The 24,837-nt window shown below is 60.8% G+C and carries 20 protein-coding genes and 4 pseudogenes; 13 read left to right on the top strand and 11 right to left on the bottom strand.

Annotated features, from left to right (window positions below; translation table 11 throughout):
• Window positions 1-105 precede the first annotated feature (105 nt).
• Window positions 106-303, bottom strand: coding sequence for a hypothetical protein (locus OKW43_RS38250; protein ID WP_429453771.1), 198 nt, complete (start codon window positions 301-303; stop codon window positions 106-108).
• Window positions 304-1,054: 751 nt separating this feature from the next.
• On the opposite strand from OKW43_RS38250, the gene OKW43_RS38245 reads away from it, so the two are divergent.
• Window positions 1,055-1,273 (top strand): hypothetical protein, encoded by a 219-nt coding sequence (locus OKW43_RS38245; protein ID WP_429453769.1) that lies wholly within the window; start codon window positions 1,055-1,057, stop codon window positions 1,271-1,273.
• Between the two features lie 324 nt (window positions 1,274-1,597).
• On the opposite strand, the gene OKW43_RS38240 is transcribed toward OKW43_RS38245, so the two are convergent.
• Entirely contained in the window at window positions 1,598-1,954 is a 357-nt protein-coding gene (locus OKW43_RS38240) for a DUF3564 domain-containing protein (protein ID WP_429453767.1), read from the bottom strand.
• Between the two features lie 559 nt (window positions 1,955-2,513).
• On the opposite strand from OKW43_RS38240, the gene OKW43_RS38235 reads away from it, so the two are divergent.
• The gene (locus OKW43_RS38235) at window positions 2,514-2,954 is read left to right on the top strand and encodes a hypothetical protein (RefSeq protein WP_429453765.1); all 441 of its coding nucleotides are present in this window, start codon (window positions 2,514-2,516) and stop codon (window positions 2,952-2,954) included.
• A gap of 41 nt (window positions 2,955-2,995) precedes the next feature.
• On the opposite strand, the gene OKW43_RS38230 is transcribed toward OKW43_RS38235, so the two are convergent.
• Window positions 2,996-3,385, bottom strand: a complete 390-nt coding sequence (locus tag OKW43_RS38230; RefSeq protein WP_429453763.1) for a DUF7713 domain-containing protein — start codon at window positions 3,383-3,385, stop codon at window positions 2,996-2,998.
• 206 nt (window positions 3,386-3,591) lie between these two features.
• On the opposite strand from OKW43_RS38230, the gene OKW43_RS38225 reads away from it, so the two are divergent.
• A complete protein-coding gene (locus tag OKW43_RS38225) occupies window positions 3,592-3,885 on the top strand; it encodes a hypothetical protein (RefSeq protein ID WP_429454752.1) in 294 nt (97 codons plus the stop codon).
• An 84-nt stretch (window positions 3,886-3,969) separates the two neighbouring features.
• Here OKW43_RS38225 and OKW43_RS38220 read toward each other — a convergent pair whose 3' ends face one another.
• Window positions 3,970-4,146, bottom strand: a complete 177-nt coding sequence (locus tag OKW43_RS38220; RefSeq protein WP_429453761.1) for a hypothetical protein — start codon at window positions 4,144-4,146, stop codon at window positions 3,970-3,972.
• A gap of 903 nt (window positions 4,147-5,049) precedes the next feature.
• Here OKW43_RS38220 and OKW43_RS38215 point away from each other — a divergent pair.
• On the top strand, window positions 5,050-5,430 hold the full coding sequence (locus tag OKW43_RS38215; RefSeq protein ID WP_429453759.1) for a response regulator: 381 nt from the start codon (window positions 5,050-5,052) through the stop codon (window positions 5,428-5,430).
• 536 nt (window positions 5,431-5,966) lie between these two features.
• On the opposite strand, the gene OKW43_RS38210 is transcribed toward OKW43_RS38215, so the two are convergent.
• Window positions 5,967-6,824, bottom strand: coding sequence for an oxidoreductase (locus OKW43_RS38210; RefSeq protein ID WP_429453757.1), 858 nt, complete (start codon window positions 6,822-6,824; stop codon window positions 5,967-5,969).
• A 120-nt stretch (window positions 6,825-6,944) separates the two neighbouring features.
• On the opposite strand from OKW43_RS38210, the gene OKW43_RS38205 reads away from it, so the two are divergent.
• Window positions 6,945-7,916: a LysR family transcriptional regulator gene (locus tag OKW43_RS38205; protein WP_429453755.1), complete on the top strand. Its 972-nt coding sequence runs from the start codon at window positions 6,945-6,947 to the stop codon at window positions 7,914-7,916.
• Window positions 7,917-8,058: 142 nt separating this feature from the next.
• Here the strand turns inward: OKW43_RS38205 and OKW43_RS38200 are convergent, their stop codons facing one another.
• On the bottom strand, window positions 8,059-10,077 hold the full coding sequence (locus OKW43_RS38200; RefSeq protein ID WP_429453753.1) for a CoA transferase: 2,019 nt from the start codon (window positions 10,075-10,077) through the stop codon (window positions 8,059-8,061).
• A gap of 170 nt (window positions 10,078-10,247) precedes the next feature.
• On the opposite strand from OKW43_RS38200, the gene OKW43_RS38195 reads away from it, so the two are divergent.
• Entirely contained in the window at window positions 10,248-11,141 is an 894-nt protein-coding gene (locus OKW43_RS38195; protein ID WP_429453751.1) for a LysR substrate-binding domain-containing protein, read from the top strand.
• A gap of 15 nt (window positions 11,142-11,156) precedes the next feature.
• On the opposite strand, the gene OKW43_RS38190 is transcribed toward OKW43_RS38195, so the two are convergent.
• Together OKW43_RS38190 and OKW43_RS38185 are read right to left on the bottom strand one after the other, a co-directional pair.
• Window positions 11,157-11,960 carry an enoyl-CoA hydratase/isomerase family protein gene (locus OKW43_RS38190; RefSeq protein WP_429453749.1) on the bottom strand — a complete coding sequence of 268 codons (804 nt, stop codon included), beginning with the start codon at window positions 11,958-11,960 and terminating at the stop codon, window positions 11,157-11,159.
• A gap of 11 nt (window positions 11,961-11,971) precedes the next feature.
• The gene (locus tag OKW43_RS38185; protein WP_429453747.1) at window positions 11,972-12,739 is read right to left on the bottom strand and encodes an SDR family oxidoreductase; all 768 of its coding nucleotides are present in this window, start codon (window positions 12,737-12,739) and stop codon (window positions 11,972-11,974) included.
• A 267-nt stretch (window positions 12,740-13,006) separates the two neighbouring features.
• On the opposite strand from OKW43_RS38185, the gene OKW43_RS38180 reads away from it, so the two are divergent.
• From OKW43_RS38180 to OKW43_RS38170, 3 genes and pseudogenes are all read left to right on the top strand, one after another.
• Complete coding sequence (locus OKW43_RS38180; protein ID WP_429453745.1) at window positions 13,007-14,311, top strand: MFS transporter; 1,305 nt, start codon at window positions 13,007-13,009, stop codon at window positions 14,309-14,311.
• A 60-nt stretch (window positions 14,312-14,371) separates the two neighbouring features.
• Window positions 14,372-15,544, top strand: a complete 1,173-nt coding sequence (locus OKW43_RS38175; RefSeq protein WP_429453743.1) for a thiolase family protein — start codon at window positions 14,372-14,374, stop codon at window positions 15,542-15,544.
• 851 nt (window positions 15,545-16,395) lie between these two features.
• Window positions 16,396-16,632: pseudogene (locus tag OKW43_RS38170) on the top strand (hypothetical protein); the annotation flags it as partial.
• 986 nt (window positions 16,633-17,618) lie between these two features.
• Here the strand turns inward: OKW43_RS38170 and OKW43_RS38165 are convergent.
• Window positions 17,619-18,008 carry a hypothetical protein gene (locus OKW43_RS38165; protein ID WP_018421946.1) on the bottom strand — a complete coding sequence of 130 codons (390 nt, stop codon included), beginning with the start codon at window positions 18,006-18,008 and terminating at the stop codon, window positions 17,619-17,621.
• A 994-nt stretch (window positions 18,009-19,002) separates the two neighbouring features.
• Here OKW43_RS38165 and OKW43_RS38160 point away from each other — a divergent pair.
• Together OKW43_RS38160 and OKW43_RS38155 are read left to right on the top strand one after the other, a co-directional pair.
• Window positions 19,003-21,687 (top strand): DEAD/DEAH box helicase, encoded by a 2,685-nt coding sequence (locus tag OKW43_RS38160; protein ID WP_429453741.1) that lies wholly within the window; start codon window positions 19,003-19,005, stop codon window positions 21,685-21,687.
• Window positions 21,688-21,705: 18 nt separating this feature from the next.
• Window positions 21,706-22,719, top strand: coding sequence for an SWIM zinc finger family protein (locus OKW43_RS38155; protein WP_429453739.1), 1,014 nt, complete (start codon window positions 21,706-21,708; stop codon window positions 22,717-22,719).
• 100 nt (window positions 22,720-22,819) lie between these two features.
• On the opposite strand, the gene OKW43_RS38150 is transcribed toward OKW43_RS38155, so the two are convergent.
• On the bottom strand, window positions 22,820-22,993 hold the full coding sequence (locus OKW43_RS38150; RefSeq protein ID WP_429454751.1) for a hypothetical protein: 174 nt from the start codon (window positions 22,991-22,993) through the stop codon (window positions 22,820-22,822).
• Window positions 22,972-23,535: pseudogene (locus tag OKW43_RS38145) on the bottom strand (IS6 family transposase); the annotation flags it as partial. The pseudogene OKW43_RS38145 and the gene OKW43_RS38150, both read right to left, overlap by 22 nt.
• 70 nt (window positions 23,536-23,605) lie before the next feature.
• Between OKW43_RS38145 and OKW43_RS38140 the strand changes: the two are divergent.
• Window positions 23,606-23,860, top strand: a pseudogene (locus tag OKW43_RS38140) (aconitase family protein); the annotation flags it as partial.
• Between the two features lie 250 nt (window positions 23,861-24,110).
• Window positions 24,111-24,743 (top strand): annotated as a pseudogene (locus OKW43_RS38135) (IS21 family transposase); the annotation flags it as partial.
• Between the last annotated feature and the right edge of the window lie 94 nt (window positions 24,744-24,837).

Here is a 24,837-nt window from a genome sequence, read left to right as displayed (position 1 = left end):
GTCAATCCAGGTGGGCGGCGGCAGGCGCCCCGCGTCATCCGTCGGCGCAATGCGTCTCGGTGCCGGCAGCGCGACCCCGGATGACAGGACGCCGGCGGATGGCGCTCAGCGTTTTCGGGCAACGGCCTGAAGCACCGAATCGCCGTCGCGGGTGAGATGGGGACGCTGGCGTCCGGACGCCAGCTGTTCGAGTGCGACCAGCTGGCGTTCCAGCAGGGTGTCAAGCTCGGTGCGGTTCAGGTCGATCTGGTCGGGCGCGTCCTTGACCAGCATCAGGGTGGCGAATTCATGGGGGCTCAGCATGCTTGTCTCTCACATTTTCTGAATTAACGTTGCCGGGAAGCAAAAATTACCGCTGTTGCGCCAAACCACGCCGGTATTTGGTAGCTCTTCCAGTCTTTTATTCCGGTATTGCGAATTCAGTAATCTGCTCCTAACGCCGGGCCGTCTATCTTAATATGGAATGAGGACTGATCCGAGATCAATATAATCCATGGATGCTTCTCCATTGATAGATCTGATTACATCAGATGATAAGTCGATGCCACGCAATCAATTAAACCCCAATGGTCCAGCGCTGGCAGTCCGCGAGACGGAAGCTGTGCAGATGCCCTGCGCTTGAAGAAGGATGTCGTCGAGCACAGGATGAAGGCGAGAACCCGCGAACGCATAACGCAATTGGAATTAATCATTGAATTCGCTATCGATGAATTTAATTTTTTATTTCATGGTGAGTTATCGATCTGGCAACCAGTTAATGCGCGTAACGATTGATTCGTTCCTTTATCACTGACTCCTGTCGACGCGCATCTGGGCGATGGGCGATCAGGTGGCTCGCAATTGAATATCACTGCAATGGCCCCTTCCGAACGATTTTTATAGCTCCGACGAAACCCGATATCAATTCGCCCAGAAGCTTTTTCAGACCATCAGTGCGAACAGTCAACGCGCCGCGATTCCAGGCCTAAATTTTGCTCCTTCGTCCCGCCGTGGAGGAAAACACACGGCGTCCGGTGGTCCTCCTTGCGGAAGACGACCAGCTCAGCGCCGCCGCATGTCCGCGATCCTGCGGATGAATGGCTGGGACGTTGTTCGGGTGCCCGACGGCGTAACGGCGCTCACGCTCGCGCGGCAGGCTCGCCACGATCTGCTCATTACCGACTGGAACATTGCCGGGCTTAGACGGCCTCGCCCTTTGTATCAACTTTCGCAACGATCCGATGCTCAGGACCGTCCCTATTATTCTGGCTTCGTCGCTCAGGTCGCCCGATGACAATAGGCCGCCACCATACGATTCCTTTCTACAAAAGCCGGTCACTGCCGTTGCTCTGCTCGCTGCTGCGCTACTACAGCGCGTATCTCCTTCAGTTCCGTCCCATGAACCGGGGCAATGATGCCGGCTGAGTTATGAAAAAGGAAAAAGGGAAAGGCCGCAGCCTTTCCCCTCCTGTAGCGGCTATAAAGCCTCTCCCGCTATTCACGCAGTCTCACTGGCTCGCACGCTCGGCTCGATCAACACATCAAGCCGGCTCGTCCCATCGCTGCTGGTCCGCGCGAGTCGCAATTCTGATGAGTCAATGCGCCTTTTCTGCGTGTGTCAACTGTCGAAGACGCCGTGCTCGGCGTGCACAGGCTGACGATCGACGGCCTGCAGCCAGTAGCCGTGCGTCGGTGAACGCGTGGGCGCGCTCGACCAGGCTGCCGAGCCCTCCGCGGCAGTCACGTGTTGCTTCCGATCGACATGCAGGCCGCGCAGCGTGCACAGCGGCGCATCGGCGCCAGGAGCGCAGATCATTGTGACGCCGTCGACGTCACGCAGTTCGCCCCACGGTGGAAAGTCGATCCCTTGATGCGATTCCCTGGACCACCGGTGCTGCTCGGTATCGAGCCACAGCACGGCGTAATCGCGGTTCACCGTCGGATCGGACCCGTTGATCAAAATGGTCAAGCGCATATCAACCCCCGGGCGTTAGTTGACGCGAATGCAACCAGTCTAGCTCGGAGCCCTGCATATGCAAGTTGTTCCTGGCATGTTTGGGATTAACGCATTCCAGGCACGCAGGTGGTGAACGTCAAACGGTGATCCGGACCACCGACTTGCGTCCAAATGGACCGCACCGAGCCCTTAGTAAACAGCCGACACCTGTAGCACGTGGTCCATGTCGGGACTATCGACATGTGCCATGTACCCGCGCACCTCCGAACCGGGAAACGGATTTATCGGTCGCAGTTCGGCGAAATAGCCCAAACCAGCATTGTCGGCAAGTCCTCATGGCGCGGATGTGTCGATGGGCGATGGTCGACGATTCGGGGAACTGTGTCGAAGGTCAACTGGCGGCCGGTTGCTGCCCCGTGGGCGAACGATCTGCGATCCAACGACGTGTCCTCTTGCCAACTCAGCGTCCGCTGCGTATCGTCGATTGCTGGAACCGGCTCTGCACGGGTGCCGCCACGTTGGCGATCTTGTGCCGAGCATGACGTCTCAGCGTTGATGTGAAGCAAGGGGCACCACTATGGGATTTTCTTCTCGCACGTTTCTCGTCGCCCCCGACGATACCCTCTGGCGGCTCTCAACGAGCAAGTTCGACCGGATGCTTCGAGATCCGGCAAGTCACAGTTTGCCCACTTTTGCACGACAACGGGCGCGAATGGCCAGCGTGGTCGTTGAACTGGTGGCCAGCGAACCGATGCGCGTCATGAGAACCACGTATTCGGTACTTGCTTTCGACGCTGAAGGTCGACTCGACCCAAGCCGCTTCGAAGAGCAGCAATTTGCACTCGTGGAATCAGTTGTTGCCCCCGTCATTGCTTCATCCGCGGAGGAGAACAACCAACCTGTCGTCGACGCGACAGCTCGATTCATCGCGCAAGGGGGGCGGTGGACTCCGTCGCCCGCCCTGGCGCGCGCGATTGATGAGGCCGCGCTGGAGCAACGACCGTGCGGACGCCTGTAAGCCATGGCGCGGCAGCAGTTCTGCAGCGCCGGTGCCGCGACTCAAAGCTCTTCGCTCGGGTCGGCGATGTCAAGCCGAAACTGCCATCCTTCCATGCTCATCAGCATTCGCCCCAGATCGTTCCACGAGACCTCCTTGCCGTCGACCACCACGAGTGGCAAGCGCCCTTCCTGCGACTCGTCCCATTCGATGCGGCCGCGTACCGTGCTGTCGATGATTTGGCGCTCGCGAAAATCAATGTGCAGGACCGATAACGCACGGCGTATCTTTTCGACGAGGCGCCCGAGCAGTATGAGCACATCATCGTCGCACTCGCCGATCAACTGGAACCGGTAGCCGGCGGGAAGATCGCCCCGGAGCTCAAAGGCATCCAGAGCGACCCGGTCGCCCAGCAGTCGGACCTGGAAATGGAACTGGTGGGATTCCCCCACCGCAGTCGATCATGCGGATGGGGTCAAGCCGCAAGTCGGTGACGCGGTGGCCGTCACCGCGGGTGCGGCACAGTGGGATGCTGTATCGGGACAACTCCTGCTGGACTTCGAGGTTGCGGACGTAAAAGGCGACGTGACCTTTCTGGACAGCCAGCCAGAGCGCACGGAGAAAGCAGGCGGAAGACTGGTATTCGCTCGCCGACTACCTGTCAGGTCCGGTCCAGGCTAATACACTTGAAGAAATGGGCCGGCTCGAAGATGCGGCCGCCAGCTATCTGCGCTGCGTCGAAATCAACGAGAAAAACGACCAAGCAGCCTTCGAGCATGCTTTGCTTCTGAGAGGCTCATGCGGTACGAGGAAGCAGGCATACGCCCGCTGCCTGGACATCAACCCGGGAAACGAGAAAGCGTTGCGCCACCTCACCGAGTTGCACGAGCAGAAAGGGGACACGCAAGCCGTTATCCGTCACCTAAGCGCATGGCGGCGCTCCAATGGGTGAGCCTCCCCTGCCCCTATGCCATCCCGGCGAATGAGTCCATTCCTACGGCGCCCCGCGTTCTCATCATTTGGTTTCCTACCCGACTCAATCGACCTTGATAACTTCAAGATCGTACTCAGCCATCCAGTCGGCTCCAGCGCCGCCGTCGCTTGTCACAACGCCGTTATCGAGTTGGTTGCGAATCTGTTCCTCGAATTCATCGAGCGAGTCACATTCCATCGCTTGAAGGTCCGCGTCCGAAACTTCAATCCTGATAATCATTCTTCGTCCTTTTGTATCGTTGCGCCGCGTTCGCGGCTTTTCCTACTCGAAGTCCAGGTCGACGATGTAGCCACCTCGCGACCCGGATTCCAGAGGCTCGGTGTGAAGCGACAATAGACTTTGACACGACACACCCATGTAAATCAAATGCCTAGCGAAGGTCGCGACTATGTTCCCGAGAAATACAGTTAGCCACAAACCTACTTCGCGGCGACTGAGACAGAAATCTTGCGACAAAATATTTGGACACAATCTGATGGCGGCATTGCGCCACGAAGGACTCAGCTTGCATTGGCCCGTTCAAGCTGCGTATCTGACGCGACGGGCCGTGATCGACCCACATCGGCCGCTCAGGTTGTCGGGACATCAATGGCTGCTTCCGGAGTTCAACAGCCCGCTGCATATCCCCCAAGATTGCGGGCGCATCGGCAACCTTTTCGGAAGCGCCTCACTCTACTCGTCATGGTTGGCTGACCCGTCTGGACTGCGCTAATTAAACGGGCATTGGCGACGCCTTGACGCATTACAGATTGCTTTCAATATCCTATATAATTGATTTGTCAACTTTGCAATGATGCAATCAAACTTGATAGAGAAGCCTATAGTTCACAAAGTCATTCCGGGCGGGCTCGCGGATCCTCGCGATCGAATCGACGCAGGCTAGGGCTGGTTTGATCTGGTGACACGTAGCAAATGGGAAAGAGGCGTGAGTACTCCCGCTTCCGAATCTCTGAATCCCCTTGAAACCCTCTTCGACGGCGCTATGCACAGCGGCACGGATCGGGTGATGACAGGGTGAGTCATCGTCAACTACGGGCAACGCCATTTATCATTTAATAATGCATATTACATAAGAAGAATTTCTTGGCAGCGCCGCGAACTTTTTGTAATAGGAAATATTGGATGAACGTGCTCGTCGTTGACGACAATGAGTCTGTCGCGGACAGTCTCGCTTTCCTGCTGGACTGCTATGGCCACCATGCTGCTGTGGCCTACGATGGCGAAACTGCGCTCACGCTCCTTCATTCCGGCGCTTTTGAAATCACTTTCCTTGACGAGAACCTGCCCGACATCAAAGGCAGTGCTGTCGCACGGTCGCTGAGGGAAACGCCGATTCGGTCCGTGGCTTTTCTTGTGTCGATGACGGGAGACGTTGACAGTCAGGGAGACATTGCCCGGCTCTTCGATGCCTGTCTGCTGAAGCCGTTCTCCTGCGAGGCACTCATGCAGGTCATCGAAGACGCTCGCTGCAGCAGCGATGTGAATACTCGCCAAGCCGCCTAGACTAACTGTTGTCGACGGAAGCGCACACAACCCATAGTCGGAGGGTCAACGGCAAGCCTCTTCCGGGTCACGGAGCAAAGCGAGCGGCAGCTTTCAGCATTGAAAGCGACTTCTGAATGTCTGGCCGAGTGAGCGGGCGACCGGCGGAACATGGCCGGTTGCTGCCTCATGTACGCGGCAAACACACCCCGAGCTTCGCAGGGCTGCGGTCGGCAGCACGCGACCCCTTGCGGCCCTTTGAGCGCCGTATAGTCAACGACGGCTTTCAAGGTGCAACGGCCATTCTCGCCGACACGTCCGTGAGCGCGTGCTCGGCCAATGAAGCGGCCGTTGAGCATCATTAAGGAGTAGCCACCTAGTCCAGTCCTCGTGCCACGCGAGCGAACGAAGTGACCTGCTTTTTTCGACGAACTGCGCTATCGCCAGAACTCGAACAATTTTTTTTGCGATTGGCTGATTTTCAGCAGACGCAACGCACCGTGAACCCGCTTGCGTGAGCGCGCCGGTTCGCGGTGCTAGTCACCGCTTTCCTCCGCTCAGGCAGGGAAATCCGTCGATGCCGACAGATCCTTCCATGCTTCCGTTTCCCGCGTCACGTGATCGTTTTTCGCTGCGATGGCGGCCAGTGTGTCGGTGCCAAGCGGAAGCCGCAACGGCGGGTTCGGCGCGCCGACCAGCGCGACCATCGCGGCCGCCAGCTTCGTCGGGTCGCCAGGCTGCTTGTGATTCAGTTGCGCGGCGATGCGGCGGACCGCGCCCGAGGTCGCGTCATAGTCGTCGATCACGTCGGGCGCAACGACGAGCGACGACCCGTCCAGAAAGTCGGTACGGAAGTAGCCAGGCTCGACGACCGTCGCGTGAATGCCGAGCGGCTTTAACTCGTCATGCATCGCTTCGGTGATGCCTTCGACGGCGAACTTCGTCGATGAGTACACGCCAAATCCTGCTGCGCCGCGATAGCCGCCAATCGATGAGATATTAATCACGTGGCCCGAGCGGTTCGCGCGCATCGTCGGCAGCACGGCCCGCGTGACGTTCAGCAGGCCGAACACGTTCGTGTCGTACATGTGGCGCACGTCCTTGTCGGCGGATTCTTCTACCGCGCCCATCAAGCCAAAGCCAGCGTTGTTGATCAACACGTCGATGCGGCCAAATTTTTCCTCGGCTGCCCGCACCGCCGCCTTTGCCTGTGCCTCGTCGGTCACGTCCAGCGCAATCGGCAGCAGACCGGGCGAAATGCCGAGGCGCTCGACAATCGCTCCTACGTTGCGCCCCGCTGCCACGACCGCGTTGCCGTCCGCGAGCGCGGCTTCGGCGATCAGCGCACCAATGCCACGCGACGCACCGGTGATAAACCATACGCGTTTGAAACCGCCGTGCTGGATGTCAGCCATGATGTTCTCCTTCGTGTGTTTGTGAAAGTGATGCCATGGTAGGAGGGACGACTGACGCAGACTAGACGTCAATTGATAGACTGATAATCAAATTTTATTTGCGAATCGGAGGCGCGGGCAATGAACGAAATTCGTGCGATCACCACCTTCGTGCGCGCCGCGACGCTCGGAAGCCTGCGGCGCGCGGCGGTCGACCAAGGCATCTCGCCGCAGGCCGCGAGTCATGCGGTGATGCAACTGGAAAAAGAATTGGGCGTACGGCTCTTTCACCGGACCACCCGCAAGCTGAGCCTGACCGAGGAAGGCCAGCGGCTTCTCAACAGTGTGAAGCCGGCGCTCTCTATTCTTTCGTCCGCGCTCGAGGAGGCGAGGCGCTCGAAGGGAGAGGTGAGCGGCGTGCTGCACGTGAGCGCGCCGCGGGCGCTCGGACTTCCGGTCCTGTGGCCGTACTTTGAAGAGTTCCAGCAGCTTTACCCGAACGTGCAGCTTGAAGTGCAGTTCGACGATCACTTCACCGATCTCGTGACGGAGCGCTCGGATGTAGGGTTCCGTGGTGGTCCGACGCCGTCCGGAGGCTCGATTGCCCGCCGGCTTGTGCCGATTCAGTTGATCGTCTGCGCGTCGCCGGAATACATCGAGCGCAACGGCGCGCCGCGGACCATTGAGGAACTGGCTCAGCACCGCTGCACCGGGTATCGGCGCGCAAACACGGGCAAGCTTGCACAATGGCAGTTCCGGATCGGCGAAGAGATCATCTATCGCGACGTGCCGCCCGTCATCTGCGTCAACGACACGGACATGGAAACGCAGGCGGTGTTATCGGGCCTCGGTATCGGGCAGTTGGGCAGTTTCAACGCCACGGTTCACATCAGAAGCGGCCGGCTCATCCCGTTGCTGACGCAGCACGTCAGCGAGTACGGCACGATCTATATCTACTACGGACATCGAACCGAGCAGCCGCAGCGCATGAAGACCTTCATCGACTTCATGATCGAGCGCATGGCCGACAACAGGAACTTCTTTCTCGACCCGTCCGAGCTTGGCGCTGGTCGCCAACTGCCGCGGGGTCGCGCGGCGAGCGGACGTGCCTAGTTTCTTTGTGCGGTGACCGCTCGATTCTCGCTTACCGTCGATGAAATGCGGTATCGCCACATTGAACATCGCGGGGTTCGCGCGACCAGCGCACGGTTCTTTTTGAGCGTCACCGGCCGGCCGTTTCAATCAATCATGCTCGTCAACCAGGCCGGCGATTCGTGTGCTGGCCAATTTGCGACGGGCTGACGCACCCGGTCGAAACCATCGCTGACCTTGGCGCGCCCGGTACGGTACGAATACGGGCAGGCGTACTTGAAAACCGGTACGGCACCTTCAGGACTGGCCAAAAAGTCCCCTTCGCGTCGCGCGCGACGCTCAACACATCCGCAAGAAAATCGCCGTCTTCGATCAGCTCGTGCACACGAACAATCGGCACCGCGCGTAGGTCCATCTCCGCAAGTGCGGCGACGGCGGACGTTCGCGTCAACGAGCCGCATCGCGCCCGCTGCGCGCGGACCGCGAGTGCAGCTCCGGCGAGGCGCTCATCGCTTTCGAGCCACACATGGCCGTCGACGCATGAGACGGCGAGTCCATCAGGCTCGGGATTGCCCAATGCAAACAGCGCGCACCACGCGGCCACATCCTGCATCGATATTTCGGCGAACGTTCCCGCCTGTTGCGAGTGCCCGGCGAGATGGGCGACGATCGCCAGCAGCGCCGCCTGTCCGCCGAGAATGTCCGCACCCGACGCGCCCAGCTTGACCGGCTCGCCGTTGCTGCGCGTCAGATCCATGAGACCGCCCATGGCCTGAATGACTGTATCGAATGCGGGCCGCGTGGGATATGCAGACTCGATGCCGAAGCCGGAGATCGAGCAATAGAGCAGACGCGGATTGATCTTGCCGAGCGCCTCACGTCCGAAGCCGAGCTGTGTGAGCACGCCGGGCCGCAGGTTTTCAATGAGCACATCCGCGTCGGCGAGCAGCGTGCTCAGATACGCGCGGCCGGCTTCCTGCTTGAGATCGAGCGAGATGGTCTGTTTGTCTGTATTGTTGAGCGCGAAAAAATAGCTCGTGCCGCCCTGCCCGGGTGTCCACGATCGTGCGACCTCGCCATTGGGCGGCTCGATCTTGACGACTTCCGCGCCGAGCGCGGCCAGGTGCTTGCCCACGAGCGGCGCTGTCGTGTACTGGCCAATCTCGACGACTTTGATTCCCGCCAACGGGCCTGCATTGGGCGCGGCGACGTGGCTATCGCCGGCTGCCCGCAATGCAGCGTACGCGCCATCTGCGAGCCGTGACATGCGGAACACGGAGACCTGCCGGTATGTCTCGCCGTCGATGCCCTCGGCGTCGATCCGTCTTGCTGCATCCGCGTGGCGCAGGCGGAAATTCGGCTCGGCGCAGAGCCCCTCGACCGTCACGATGGGCCCGGCCGCCACGCCGACGCGCTCGCACAGGGCCAAGCATTCATCGGTGGTCAGCGTGGTCGTCCAGGTTTCGATCAGCGCATCGAGTTCATCGACGTTGCTCACGCGCTCGCGCAATATGTCGAAGCGAGGCGCGTCCGGTTGCGGAACGCCAGTCATGCTCCGGATCTTTCGCCATTGCCCTTCGGTACTGGTACAGATGAGTATCCACCCATCGCGCGTTCTGTAGGCGTTCCACGGTGCGCACGCGGGATGCCGGTTGCCGACGCGACCGACCGTACCGCGTGAAAAAGCCGCTGGCAGAAAAGTTGTGAGCGCGCTCGCCGCGCAGCCGAACAGTGTGACGTCGACGTTCTGGACGATGCCACGCAAACGCTTGACCCGCAGCGCCGCGGCAATTGCGGCGGCTGCATACAGGGCCGCCGATATCTCCGCGAACGGTACGCCGATCTTTACCGGCTCGCCCTGCGCGAAGCCCGTCGTATCCGTGAGGCCGCTGATCGCCTGAATCTGTGCATCGGACAAGGCCGTGCCCGCGCGCGAGCCCTGCGACCCCATCGCGGTGATATCGCACACGATGTGCTTGCCAGTGGCCTTCAACTCCGCAATGACGCTCTTCTGCTTATCCGTGCATACGTCCGACGAAACGATGATCACGTCATGCGCAAGATCATCGGGCAATGCGGCGTCGGCAAAAGAGATCTGCGCGCCGGCGCGTTCGAGGAGCGTTGCTCCGAGCCTCACAGCGTTGCGCGTGCCCCAGGCCAGAATTCGCACACCGTCCAGCATGGTCGTCTCCTTTTTTCAGATGTCTTCGAATTAACAATACGGCTCAAAGCGGGCGCGGACAAACGACATTTCCTGCGCACTCAATTGACTTTTGCTCAAGCGAGTCGGATGCCCTCGTTCTATCAGCTTCTCCGCCATGCGCGACGCGATGCACGTGCTAACATTTTCGAATGCGAACTCTTCCGTCACTCAATGCGCTGCGAGCCTTCGAGGTATGCGGGCGCCTGCTCAGCGTGCAACTCGCGGCCAACGAGCTGAACGTCACGCCTGCGGCCGTGAGCCGGCAGATCAAGCTGCTGGAAGACCAGCTCGGCGTGCAGCTGTTCCAGCGCGGACATCGCGCGATCTCACTGACGCCGATGGGCGAACGGTATCTGACCGACGTCGTGCGCGGCTTCGAGACGATGCGCAGGGCGACCGTCAACCTCACCGAGGCGCGACGCCGCCGCACGCTGAAGATTCGTGGCTACACGACGTTCGCGATGAACTGGTTGTTGCCGCGTCTTTCGACGTTTCATGGCGACCATCCGGATATCGAAGTCAGCCTCACGACATCGCTGCAGCCCGTCGACTTCAATGCTGAAGATGTCGATGCGGCGATTCGCCTCTCGCATGCACCCTCGTCCGATATCGGTTCGGACCGGCTCGTGCCGAACGAGCTCGTCGCCGTGTGCAACCCCGAGTTCTTGCGCGCGCATCCGGACCTCACCGACGCATCGCCGGAAAGCCTGCGTAATGTGCCACTGCTGCATTCACTGGCGCGCCGCGAGGACTGGGCGAAGTGGCTCGACGCCGCGGGCGTGCGCGGCGTCAATCCCTTAAGCGGACTAAGCTACGAAAGCTCAGTTCTCGCTTATTTCGCCGCGACCCAAGGACACGGAATCGCGATGGCGCAGCGGGTGCTCGTCGCCGATCAGTTGCGCAAAGGAACGCTCGTGGCGCCGTTTTCGTTCGTGCTCGATCTCGGCGCGTTCACGTATTACCTCGTCTATCCGCGCGAGCATCTGTCGAACCCGGAGTTCGCGGCGTTCCGCACCTGGCTTCTCGACGAAGCGCGCGGCTGACGCGCCGTGCATCGTCTAGCGCCCCTTGAACCGGGGCGTACGCTTTTCGGCGAACGCCCGGCGGCCTTCGACGCGGTCTTCCGAATCACGCATCGCGCCCCACGCCAGTTCTGTGAATTCGAGCGCTTGCGCAAGCGGCACGTTGCTGCTCGTCTCGGCCACCTTCTTGATCATCTGCACGGCAAGCGGACTGTTCGCCGCGATGGTGCCCGCGAGTTCGAGCGCCTTGTCGATCACCGCGTCGGGTTCGACGACATCCGATATCAGGCCCACGCGCTCCGCGTACGCGGCGTCGATCTTGCTGCCCGTCAGCAACATCTTCATGGCGATCGCTGACGGTACGGCCTTTTGCAGAGCCTGAATGCCGCACACGGCGGGAATGCTCCCAACGACAGCTTCGGGCAAGCCGAACACCGCGTTGTTCGACGCGATCCGCAAGTCGCACTGCAAGGCAAGTTCAAGGCCGCCGCCCAGGCAGTAGCCGTTGATTGCGCCGATGATCGGCTTGAGGATGCGCAGCGAACCGAGGTCCATCCATCGGATATAGATGCCCTCGGCCGCCGCGCGGTCGATCGAACGGACGAACGACGAACCGAAATTCGTCGAAGGCGGCAACGTATTTTTCAGATCGGCGCCCACGCAGAACGATTTGCGTCCCGCGCCGGTGAGCACGATCACGCGCACGTCATCGTCGTCGCGCGCGGCGCATAGCGCTTCACGTAGTGCCTTGAGGCTGTCGACATCGAGTGCGTTGAGCGCTTCCGGGCGGTCCAGGCTGACCATCGCAACATGGTCCGATACGCTGTAGTGAATAGTCATGATGTGCTCCTTCAGACGCTCGGCGACGACAGCGAACGACCGCCGCATACGTAGAGCGTCTGTCCCGTGATGTACGACGCTTCGCGCTGCGCAAAGAACAGCACGGCCTGCGCGATGTCTTCCGGCGTGCCAATGCGCTGCACGGGCACGGACTTCTTCAGGCGCTCCTGCAAGTCCGCATCGAAGGTGCGAAAGAGCGGCGTATCGACGATGCCCGGCGCGATCGTATTGACGGTGACGCCGGCACTCGCCCATTCCAGCGCCAGACTACGCGTGAGGCTTACCACGCCGCCCTTCGCAGCCGAATAGTTCGACTGTCCGACGCCGCCCAGCCACGCGCGCGACGAGATGTTGACGATGCGCCCGTAGCGGGCGGCAATCATGTGCGCAAGCACGGCACGGCAGCACAGAAACTGCGATTTCAGATTCACGCCGATGACGGCATCCCAGTCGTCTTCGCTCATCTTCGTGATGCGTTTGTCCCGCACGATACCGGCGTTGTTCACCAGCACGTCGATGCGAGAGAAGCGCTCGACAACCGATTGGACTGCGTCGTTCACGGATTGCCCATTCGTCACATCGACGGGCAACGCGATGACGTCCGCCCCCGCAGCGGCCAGCGTGCCTGCCGCCTGATCGAGCGCCGCGCGGTCGAGATCGAACAGCGCAATGCGCCGGCCGCCGCGGGCCAGCGCGGCCGCAATGCCAAGGCCGATGCCCTTCGCGCCGCCCGTGACGATGGCAACTTCCGCGTCCTGTTTGTGGGGTGAAGCATTCATGTCGTGTCTCCGTGAAATAGAAAAGCTGTAGGTCCGATGCTATGACGCTTGACAGCCCTCGCTCAAACGACATTTTTCGCGCTTTCGATTGACTTTCCGTCAATCGAGAGCGCACAAAAAGTCGTTTGCGCGGCGTGGCTTGCGAAACCTACGATGCGTCCATGTTCCCTGCCGGCTGTTCGTTTGCGCTCTGCAGTGCACCCGGCCAGGTACGTTCAGCACGCGTCGCGTAGCCGGCGCGTTCATCACAAAGAGACAGGAGACAACATGGATACCACCCTTCCGGGCGTTGCTCAGGCATCGGCGACACCGCTCACACGTGCGCAGAGAAAGGCCATCGTCGCAGCGACGCTCGGCACGATCGTCGAATTCACCGACTGGCTCATTTACGCGACCTTCGCACCGCTTTTCTCGCGACACTTCTTTCCGGCACACAACGACCGCGTTTCGCTGCTCTCCGCGTTTGCGGTATTTGCGGTCGGCTTCGTGATGCGGCCGATTGGCGGCGCGCTGCTCGGCGGATTTGCCGACCGGCACGGCCGCAAGAACGGCCTCGCGTTATCGGTCGCGTTGATGGCGGGAAGCTCGCTCGTGATCGCGGTGTGTCCCGGCTACGGATCGATCGGCATGGCTGCGCCGCTCATTCTCGTTATCGCGCGGCTCATCCAGGGATTCGCGGCGGGCGGCGAATTCGGCTCCGCGTCGACATTCCTGATCGAATCGTCCGCGCCGTCGCGGCGGGGCTTCGCCGGCTCGTGGCAGCACTTTGCGGTCAATGCGGGTGTGCTCGTAGCGTCATTGATCGGTGCCGTCCTGACGTCGCTCATCGAACCCGCCGGCATGGCGAGCTGGGGCTGGCGAATTGCGTTCGCCGTCGCCGGACTGATGGGATTCATCGCGCTGTGGGTCCGGCTCGCCGTCGCGGAAACCGACGCGTTCAGGAAGACCACTGCAGTTCATCAACGCACGCGCCACCCGTTTATGGTGATCGTCCGCGACCACCGCCGTGCAGCCCTGCGCGTGATCGGCATCGCGATGGCTGGAAATCTCTGCAACTATCTCTGGCTAGTACTGTTCCCCACGTTGGCCCATCTGCGCACCGGTCTTTCGCTGCATGACGGCTTCAGCGCAAGCGTGATTTCGATCATCGTCTCGCTCGTCGCGATTCCGCTTATCGGCATGTTGTCGGATCGCATTGGCCGCAAGCCCGTATTGCTCGTGTTTGCGGGCGGCTCCGCACTCTTCGCATGGCCGGCGCTTCATTTGCTGACTAACGACTTCTGGGGCGCCACGACGATCGTTACGATCGGCATGCTGCTTTCGTCGGGCTTCGCTGCCACCTGCGCATCGGTCATGGCCGAGCAGTTTCCAGTCGAGGTACGCGCTACGGGCGTGGCACTCCCTTATGCCGTGTCGGCGGCGCTGTTCGGCGGCACGCTGCCCTACATCGTGACCGCGATGTCCAATTCGGGCCTCTTGCAATACCTGTGGGTCTATGTGGTGGTCGTATGCGCCATCGGCTTCGTCGTCTACGCGCGCATGCCGGAGACCCGCGGAAAGATTCTCGATTGAGCGCGATGCGCGGGCGAACCGTCATCGCAAGGTATCAGTTGTTGACCATTGGAGGCAGTAATGCGCAAGGTGATAATCGGCGGCGTCGGCATGACGCCCTTTGGCAAGTTTCTCGATCGCAATCTGAAGTCGCTCGCTGAAGAAGCGGTGTCGCGCGCATTGAAGGACGCGCGCGTCACCGTGAACGACGTCGAGCGCGTGTTTTTCGGCAACGCGGCGGCAGGCGTGGTGACTGGACAGGAAATGATCCGTGCGCAGTCGTCGCTTCGCAATACAGGGCTCGACGGCAAACCGATGTACAACATCGAAAACGCCTGTGCGTCCGGCAGTTCGGCGCTGAATCTGGCGTGGCTCTCGGTTGCTTCCGGGCAGAGCGAAACGGCACTCGTCGTCGGCGTCGAGAAACTCACGCACGAGGACAAGACGATCTCGTTCGGCGCTTTCGCGAAGGCCGTTGATCTCGAAGAGCCACTGCCAGAAGGTGTGACAACGGGCACCGGCTCGCTCTTCATGGATCTCTATGCCGCGAAGGCCCGCAAATGGATGGAAAAGACGGGCGCCGACGCAAGCGACTTCGCGCGTGTCGTGGTCAAGAGTCGCCGTGCGGGTTCGCTTAACCCTCATGCGCAGTTCCGCAACGAAACTAGCATTGAAGAAGTGCTCGCGAGCCGGATGGTCAGCGATCCGCTGACGCTTTTCATGTGCTCGTCAATCGGCGACGGCGGCGCAGCCGTGTTCATCTGCTCGGAGGACTATGCGAAAACGCGCGACATCCGTCCGGTGTTCATTCGCGCGAGTTCTATCGTATCGGCGAAGGCGGATGGCTCAGGCGAACTCGTCGCGATCCGCGCGGCGAACGCCGCGTATGAAGAAGCCGGCATTGGTCCGTCAGATGTGCATGTGGTCGAATTGCACGATGCATCCGCGCCGGCTGAACTCATTCACTATGAAAACCTCGGCCTGTGCGCTCCGGGCGATGCGCCCAGCCTGATTCGCTCGGGCGATACGGACATCGGTGGCCGCGTCTCGATCAATCCTAGCGGCGGTCTTCTGTCTCGCGGCCATCCCGTCGGCGCGACGGGCGTCGCACAGATCGTCGAACTGACGCAGCAGTTGCGCGGCATGGCAGGCGCGCGGCAACGCCCTGGAGCGAAGGTGGCGCTTGCCGAAAACAACGGCGGACAACTGGCCGGCGATTCCGCCGTCGCTCTCGTCACCATTTTGTCCACTTGAGCAAGCAAGCCCACGGGCACGAGCGCGCCAGAAGCTGGCTCTGGCGCGTTCGTGACGCGCGGATTGCCGAGCATCGCAGCGCGGGCAAACATCGATATCGGAGATCGCGCGGACGTCGTTCATCGGCGGCTCCGATTCGCAAATAAGGTGCAGAACGACTATGTGACTGCTGAAACGGAAACATGGAAGGCATTGTCGGCGTCGACGGACTTTCGGGTCTGAGCCGATATCGGGGCGCCGCCGCGAGGACAGCGGCACTGCTGTGCCCGAAGCGCGATAGACAGGTAGACATTGATGTCTGCGCAGGAAGTCCAATCAGTATATGGCGGTGGTTCAGCGACCCAGCCTTGCGCGAGAGTCAGCGGGGTCGCTTAGGCAGAGGCAACGACAAATTGAGTTGGCCCACTCAAGTACCAGTTGATCCGTCTCGTGGCATGCGGACCAAAACGACCGCTGATGCCGATGCATGTATGGTGGCGTAGTCGTCGTAGTGCGCCGCTCGCGGCCATCTCCTCCATGCTTTAGCGCCAGCGCCGCGGTCACGTTCGGAGCGGCGAACGCCTGCTGGACTAAACACCGTTGCCTTACCTGATCTCGTCATTGAGCAACAGCGCTATTCCCTTCCTCGATCCCACTCGATGTTCCTTCTACGTCGCTGATGCTTCATTTAGAACGCTCTTTACAATGACTACTCTGCTGCGTATCTCAGCCGGACGTCGGGGGCTCGTGCAACGCGCGTCAGAATAGAGTCGATTTCGCCGTTCATTGACACCTTTGCATCAACGTCTAAGAGCCAAATCTGACGGTTTTGGCCGTTGGCGTACGTAAACGTCCGAGTCTTGACGGCACCCCATATCGAACGCCTGCAGGCGATCCGATCGCTCGGCCTGCCACCTGACATCGGGCACCTCGTGCATCAAAACCGGCTGCTACGCCTGGCGCGGGAAGGCGGACAGACGGCCGTCTACCACCTCGAAGAATATGAGACCGATCGGCGTCACGCGACGCTGGTCGCGATCCTGCTTGACATAGCCCCGACGCTGACCGACGAGATCCTTAACCTGCACGACCGTCTGATCGGTTCGTTTCACCGGCCCATCAGAGGAGTTCCCATGCGAGTCGACGACACGCGGCCCATAGAGATCGAAACACAGATCGCTCTCACTGGAATTGCCTCGCCCGCTGAGCTGGACGAACTGGGCCGGCGCAGCACGCTCACCTGTCCTGACTGTGGGGGAGTCATCTGGGAAGTAGGCGATGCCGCACCCCTTCGGTACCGGTGCCATACCGGGCACGCTTTCTCTGAAGCTTCGCTGGACGCCATGCAAAAGGCCGACCTGGAAGACGCCCTGTGGATGTCGGTACGCCGAATAGAAGAATGCGCGGCGCTGGCCGCAAGCCGTGCTCGCGCAGCGGAAACGCGCGGGCCTTCGGCATCGAAAGTGAGAATGGAAAACACGTTTCTAACCACGCGAACCGGCTCTCTGTCTACGAGTTCGACAACCACGTCGGCCATTCGCGCTCGTTGCCCCGCAAAGGCGGGCAAACAGTCGCTTGCCGGATCTCGGAGCATCCGGTCGAACCTGGCGCTCGACAGCCGCCAGACGGTATCGTCACCCGCAATGAGAAACCTTCGGCAAGAAAGACCCATGGTGTTGCCCGCGTGTGTCAGCTGTGAATCTCACCGCCCTCGGTATGCTTCGACAACCAGCCTTGCCAGCTGCAGATTCGCCCTTGTACCCTACACCACGAGCACGACGAGCGGATCGTGTCGTCCTGGTCGATGGCCGGCTCCGCTGGGCATTTGTTATTCGCTGCCATGACGCCGGTGTCGTCGAAGTGAGTGGAGCACGCGGTTACGGTAGCGTGAAAGTCCGCCACGGGCTGGCCTTGCCAGGGGCAACTGATTTCCCGTCTCGAAAGTGTGCTGCGTTGCGGATACACATCCTGAACTGGATTCAACTAGACGAATATCTGCGCGCTATCCCGTCGCACCTTCTCCATACACGAATATTGTCGGAAGGAGACTGGCAAGACAGGAGTCAGCTCGACGGAAGGGCCTGGACCTGCAACATCATTGAATGATTTCACCGCTCCAACGATCACGGTTGGCCCAGAACGGGCACTGCGGACAATTTTCGCCTTCCGGATAGTCAATCCCTTCCTCATGCGGACACCCGATGATGCGATCGACGGCTGCCACCGATTTGGCACCATGCTGTTCGATGAATCGAACGATTGCTTCGATGACGTCTGGATCAATTCTCGCATCGGTTGTTTCGCAAAACCACCGCTCAACAGGATCGGCGTCAGCATCTTCGTGGGTGACGATGCCTACAGAGACCTTCGTCGCGCGGGCGTCGTCCGGCCCATAGAAGGCGACTGTCGCCACCGGGTAGCCGCAGAAGCCTTTGTCGCGTTTTTTCGCGAACTTCTCTCGGTACCACTGAGTCTTGAATGTCATGAACTCTCCTCGTGCAGCCCTGCCGCGTGACCGGGGCCGCGCTGTCCACGTAAGCAAAGCGTACCAACTTTCCACGCCCGTGGCGGTCCGCCCGACAGCAAAGAGTTGAACCCGCCGCCTCGTGCTACTGCGCCTGGCGAGCTTCGGGTGGCCGCAGTTTCCTTTCATGCGACCAGGCAGGCCGGCAGTGAGCATTCAGACCGCCAATGACATTAGCTGGGCACAGCGTGCCGTGACTGCATGGGGGACGTAGGCCAGCGGGTGATTTACGCATTATTTCACCGATGACCGGCGAAAACGCGGCTGAGTATCAACACTGATCGCGGGCAATGCGGCAAGCGCACGTTTTAATTCAGTCGCCGCACCGGAGGAGGATATCCATTCCCACTGCCCTGAAGTGACGTCATGACGACGGACTCATCGTTGCGGCGGTCAGGTATGTCGGAATTATCGTCGTCGGTCCGGCGGCAACAACCGACCGCGCGGATTGACACGCCGCTGAACGGGCCGTCGCTCCGAACCTGGACCTCATATCGCACATCGACGCCGAAGCTCGACCGTCCGCTGGCCGAACTGCCAACCTCGGTGTCAGCGCGGCTTGGCGCCATTGCCATCCCATCTCTGATGACTTAGGCTCCGGTACTCTCTCGTCGTGAATCTTCGTTCCCGGCAGAAGTCGGAAATTCTCCGGGAGCGTCGTAAAGGTCAAACGTTGGCGAGTCCCCGGCAGAGCCGCAGGCGTACTTTGTGCGCTGAGGCGAAACAATCAGATTGACCTACAGCACATGGAAAGACCATTCACAAGAGATGCACAACGCTGCAGCGAGCCACAAAACCCCCTACGCTCGGTCCAGCCGATAATTTCACCGGTCCGGCTGCAAGTACAGCTTCGCGTGGCTTGCGCTGGGTCGGGAGGCATGCAGGTCGATTCCGAAGTTACTCGCTGGGTAAACGCGCAACCTAAGCGCTTGCTGCAACAGCTCAACGAGAACGTATGCCCGTGACTGCTCCCGACATTCTCGCGCCACACCTGACACCCGGTGGTCACCTGCTTGCGGTTCCAGAGGACGACGCGCCACTATTGCCGGAGGGAATGCAACCGCGGCTAGGCAGTTTTTTCGCGCGCGGCGCGGGGCATGGCCTGCTGTATCTTGGGACCGCAGAAATCGGCCGGATTCTCCCGCCCGCCTGGGCCTGGTGGCGTGATTTTGCCGCGCGCTATGTCACCGCCTTGTGCGCCACGCCCGAGGGCGGCGAGATTGTGGTCGTCACGCCTGCGGCCAAGGATTTCGATGCCCCGATTGCCGATGCGCCGCCAATGACAGGCGGGGAGTATCTGACGCCAGATGTGCTGGCCACGCTGTGGGCCGAGATCAATACCGCCTTGCACCAGGAACTGGCGACCGCAAAAGTCTCCCTTCCGGATTTCCTCAAGTTGCGTCACCCGGCCTGGAATCTCGTCGGTCGCGTGCATTTCAATCTCGCTGAGAACCGCAATGACCCGGAGTCACCGTTCGCCTTCCTTGCGACTTACACCTCGCGCCTGTCGGCCCACGGCAAAGCACAACACCAGCCACTGTCGCAAGCCCTGGCGGAATTTTCGGGAGCCAGAAGCCGTGCGCAGCTTCTGTCGTTACTGCTGCCGGTGCAGCGCGCCGCGGAACATTGCGATTGGCTTCGCGAAATGCTGGATACCGGCGAGATATACCATCCCCTGCGCTGGAAGCCGCTCGACGCCCATCGCTTTCTCTCGGACCTGTCCCAACTCGAGGCCGCCGGGATTGTCGTACGCACGCCAGGCGTCTGGCAGACCGGCCGCCCTGCTCGTCCCGTTGTGAAAGCCAGCGTCGGAGCACGACCGCCTTCGCTCCTGGGCAAGGACGCGTTGCTCGATTTCAGCATGGAGGTCTCCCTCGACGGCGAGTGTCTCAGCGCCGCCGAGGTCAGGGATCTGCTCAAAGGCGCCGATGGCTTGCAACTCATCCGTGGTCGCTGGGTCGAGGTGGACCAGAAAAAGCTCGGTCGCCTCCTGAAGCGATTCGAGGCCATGGAAAAGGCGGCGCAAACCGGCCTGCCCTTTAATGAGGCCCTACGCCTTCTGGCGGGTGTTTCGCTCGACGATGGCGCCGACCCCGCTGACCGCGACTGGTCGCAGCTTGTTGCAGGGCCCTGGCTGGCCGACATGCTGCAGGAGTTGCGTCAGCCGGAGGGGTTGGCGCAGATCAGCCCGGGACCGGAACTCAAGGCCAACCTGCGGCCCTACCAACAGGCCGGCGTGCAGTGGTTGTACCTGCTCACCCGGCTCGGACTGGGGGCTTGCCTGGCGGACGATATGGGCCTGGGCAAGACCATGCAGGTACTCTCCCTGCTGCTTGTGTTGAAGCGCGAAAGCGCCGAGGCGCGGCCCAGCCTGCTGGTCGCCCCCGCATCGCTGCTGGCCAACTGGGCGGCAGAGGCCGAGCGCTTCGCCCCGGGCTTGCGCCTGCTGATCGCCCATCCGTCGGTCATGCCGGCGGCCGATTTGCGTGCGCTGGACGCCGCGCGGCTTGCGGACATCGATCTCGTCATCACCAGCTTTGGCTCGCTGCTTCGCCAGCCGGTACTGGGGACCATCCAATGGCGCCTTGCCATCGTTGATGAAGCACAGGCGATCAAGAATCCGGGCGCCAGGCAAACGCGGCAGGTCAAGCAACTCCAGGCACAATCGCGCATCGCGCTGACTGGCACCCCCGTGGAAAACCGCCTGTCCGACCTGTGGTCCATTTTCGATTTTACCCACCCCGGTTTGCTGGGCTCGGACAAGGTCTTTGCCAACTTTACCAGGCGGCTGGCGAAGGCCGAGCACTTCGGCCCGCTGCGAACGCTCGTACGGCCCTACATCCTGCGCCGCCTGAAGACCGACAAGCGGGTAATCGACGACCTTCCGGACAAGACCGAGCTCAAGGCCTGGTGCCACCTGAGCCCGACCCAGGCGGCGCTTTACCAGCGTGCGGTGAAGGATCTGGCCGCCGCGCTTGAGGACGCCGAAGGCATCGGTCGCAAAGGTGTGGTGCTGAGCTTCCTCATGCGCTTCAAACAGATATGCAACCATCCGTCGCAGTGGTTGGGTGACGCGGCCTGGAAGGCGGAAGACAGCGGCAAGTTCGCCCGCCTGCGCCAACTGGCCGAAGTCATTGCCGCCAAGCAGGAAAAAGTGCTGGTATTCACCCAGTTCCGCGAGACCACTGAGCCGCTGGCGGCATTTCTGGGGTCAATCTTTGGTCGCGAAGGTCTGGTGCTCCATGGCGGCACTCCGGTAGCCAGGCGCCGCGAACTGGTCAGGAGATTCCAGGAAGACGAGCTGATACCCTTCTTCGTGCTGTCGCTCAAGGCCGGTGGGGCGGGTCTGAATCTCACCGCCGCTTCGCATGTGATCCACTATGACCGCTGGTGGAACCCGGCCGTGGAAAATCAGGCGACTGATCGTGCGTTTCGTATCGGCCAGCAAAGGAACGTCCTGGTGCATAAGTTTATCTGCCGTGGCACGATCGAGGACCGTATCGACCAGTTGATCGAAGCGAAGCAGCAATTGGTGAAGGATGTGCTGGAGGGCGGCGCGGAGCTTCTGCTCACCGAGATGAGCGATCGTGAATTGCTCGATCTCGTGAAGCTCGACGTTCATGCCGCGCAAGAAAACTGATCACCAAGAGGAAGCGCAATGGGTTATGGAGGGTGGAAACCTTATGTTTCGGTCGCCGAACGCAGGAAAAAGGCGGAACAGGCCGCCGCCAGGGCGAAGAAGGCTGGTGCGGTACTGTCGCCAATCGCGTCGTATCGCGGCGCCATCGCCAGGACCTTCTGGGGCAAGGCCTGGTGTGACAATCTGGAAGGCTATAGCGACTATGCCAACCGCCTGCCGCGCGGCCGGACCTATGTCCGCAACGGTTCCGTGATTGACCTCCAGATTACGGCAGGCGAAGTGCGAGCGCAGGTAATGGGTTCGAGCCTCTACAGGGTCGGCGTGAGCGTGACGGCGTGTCCGGCAAAGCAATGGCGAACAATTGGTGCCGACTGCTCGGGGTCGATCGATTCGATGGTAGAACTGCTGCAGGGCAAATTCTCGACTGCCGTGATGGAGCGCATCTGCAAACCCGGAACGGGTCTTTTCCCGGTGCCGAAGGAAATCAAATTCAATTGCAGTTGCCCGGACTGGGCGTCGATGTGCAAGCACGTTGCTGCCGTACTCTACGGCGTCGGCGCGAGACTCGACCAACAGCCGGAATTGCTTTTCGCCTTGCGCCGCGTCGATGCCAATGATCTCGTCAGGCAGGCCGGCACCGGTCTGCCCAAATCCGGAAAGCGACCGCCTGCAGGCAAGGTGCTCGACGACGCGCTAGTGGCCGACGTGTTCGGTATTGAGATGGCCGACGTTTTCCCATCGACGAAGCCTGTTGCCGGACATAAAAAGCCGGCAGCGGGTAAGGTGACAGCGAAGGAGGCTACCATGTCGGCTGTGGCGACGCCCAGCAAGCCATCTCCGATTGCGAAAACCGCGACCGACAGTAAAGCGGCAATAAAGAAAGCCCCAGTCAAGCCGTCTGCCGGGCCGCGAAAATCGGTTAGCAACGTCGTTGCAAGTAAGACACGGGCGACGAACCCGCCGGCAACGCCGAAAGCAACGGTAACACCGAAGCGTCCTGGCGCGCGGCTGGCGAAAGATAAGTCCCGCTAGCCTCCGATTCGATGCTGCATGGATGACCACGCGACCAGCGAGCGACGGCTCCGGTGCAAATAGACGGTCTGGACGAGATTTCTGTAGAACGGAGACCTCATCAAGCAGACAGCACGGCCTTCCAAACTGCGGGCGCAGCGGTATCTTTGAGGTCGAGCTTCGCGAGGCTGAATTGGCCTTTGCGAATACGATGTACCAATTCGATACCTGAGAGAGTGATCGCTGCGTTCCTGAAACGTTTGAAACCGAGCATGACTTTCGTCCGGGACTTGATATTGCGGTGGTCCTGCTCGACCAGATTATTGAGATATTTCGAGGATCGGACCGTGTCCCCTCAGGCAGCAAGCCATCGACCTGCATTTCGCGCGCAGCGCGATGCGAGGCCGCATAACCATCGAGCGTGATGGTCTTCGGTGGCTGCCCCTGATGCTTGATTGCCTTTTTGAAAAAGGCTTTTGCCGCCTTCACGTCGCGCCTGGCGCTGAGCATGAAGTCTACCGTCTGGCCTGCCCGATCCACCGCCCGATAAAGATAGACCCACTTGCCGCGCAGTTTGAGATAAGTCTCGTCGACGCGCCACGACTGGCCAGTGGGCCTGCCAAAGCGGTTCCACCGTTTAACGAACTCCGGCGCATAGCGCCGCACCCAGCGCAGGATCGTCGTGTGCGCCAGCGAGAGACCTCGTTCCGCCATCATTTCGACCAGATCGCGCAGGCTAAGCTTGTAGCGCAAATACCAGCGAACACACAGAATGATCACTTCACGGTCAAAGTGACGGCCTGCGAACAGTTCGTCCAGGCTCTTCAGTTTGCTCATCGTCGGCTCTCAATTTGTTCAGTCCGACACCTTAACCGATTCGCACGCGCGCTATTTGCACCGGAGCCATGTGAGACCCGTGCGGGAAGTCGCAGGCGAGGCAATCTACCAGGCCTATATCGGCTCATCCGCAAATCCCGGGTACCGCGACTTCGCGATGGCCGCGACCATGGTGCGCGATCGGCTGGTACACGGCCGGGTCTCATTCGACGTGAACCCGACCTCGCGCGCGCAGCTGGAGATGCTCGCGCGCGACGGACATATCGGCAGCCTGCTGCACGCGGGCGCGCGCTTGCATCAGGCAGGCTGCAACGGCTGCATCGGCATGGGTCAGGCGCCTGCGACGCATGCGCTCTCGTTGCGGACCGTTCCGCGCAATTTCCCCATTTACTTGAATATTCCAGGCCAAAGTGACCAGGAATTCCACGGCAAAAAGAACACGAATTCCACGGCAAAGTTAATGCCGATTCCACGGCAAAAAGAACAGAGTTTCCACGCCATCGCGAACAGGATTTCGGGGTGGCGGCGATGCGGGTCAACGGTGGCACGATCGACGGTTTTGTCGGGAGTGCCGAATGGCAAATGTCAGGTTGACCATGCGCAAAATCAGGGAAGTGCTGCGGCTGCATTTCGAGTGCGACCGCAACCAGAGGGAGATCGCCGACGCGGTCGGCGCCTCGACAACAACGGTGTGGCATTACCTGCGCCGCACGCGGCTGGCAGGGCTGAGCTGGCCGCTGCCAGCGGAACTGCTAACGGACGACGCGGCGCTCGAGGCGAGGCTGTATCCGCCGCCGGCGCGGCGCGAGCAAACGCGCGGCATGCCGGACTGGCCGACGGTGCATCGCGAGATCGGCAGGAAAGGCGTCACGCTTGATCTGCTGTGGCAGGAATACAAGGCGCAGCATCCGGACGGCTGCGGCTACAGCTGGTTTTGCAAGGCTTACCAGGAATGGGCGCAGCGGCTGCCGGTCACGATGCGGCAAACGCACGTGCCGGGCCAGAAGCTGTTCGTCGACTACTCGGGCAAGAAGCTGGGCATCATCAACCCGGACACCGGTGAAATCCGCGTGGCCGAGCTGTTCGTCGCTGCGCTCGGCGTGTCCGGCTATACCTTCGCGGAGCTCACCTGGACCCAGCAGCTTGCGGACTGGATCGGCTCGCACGTGCGCACCTTCGCGTTCTATGACGGCTGCTCTGCAACTTTACAGTTCATAGCCCCCTTCCCCCGGTGGGGCACTCACTAATGAGGCTGGTGAGTTTAGCCCACCGCCTGGTTCTGTCCGACCAGAACGGGCTTTT

It is taken from the genome of Paraburkholderia sp. WC7.3g (assembly GCF_050436345.1).
Taxonomy (GTDB): domain Bacteria; phylum Pseudomonadota; class Gammaproteobacteria; order Burkholderiales; family Burkholderiaceae; genus Paraburkholderia; species Paraburkholderia podalyriae.
This window is presented reverse-complemented; position numbering and strand designations above follow the sequence as displayed.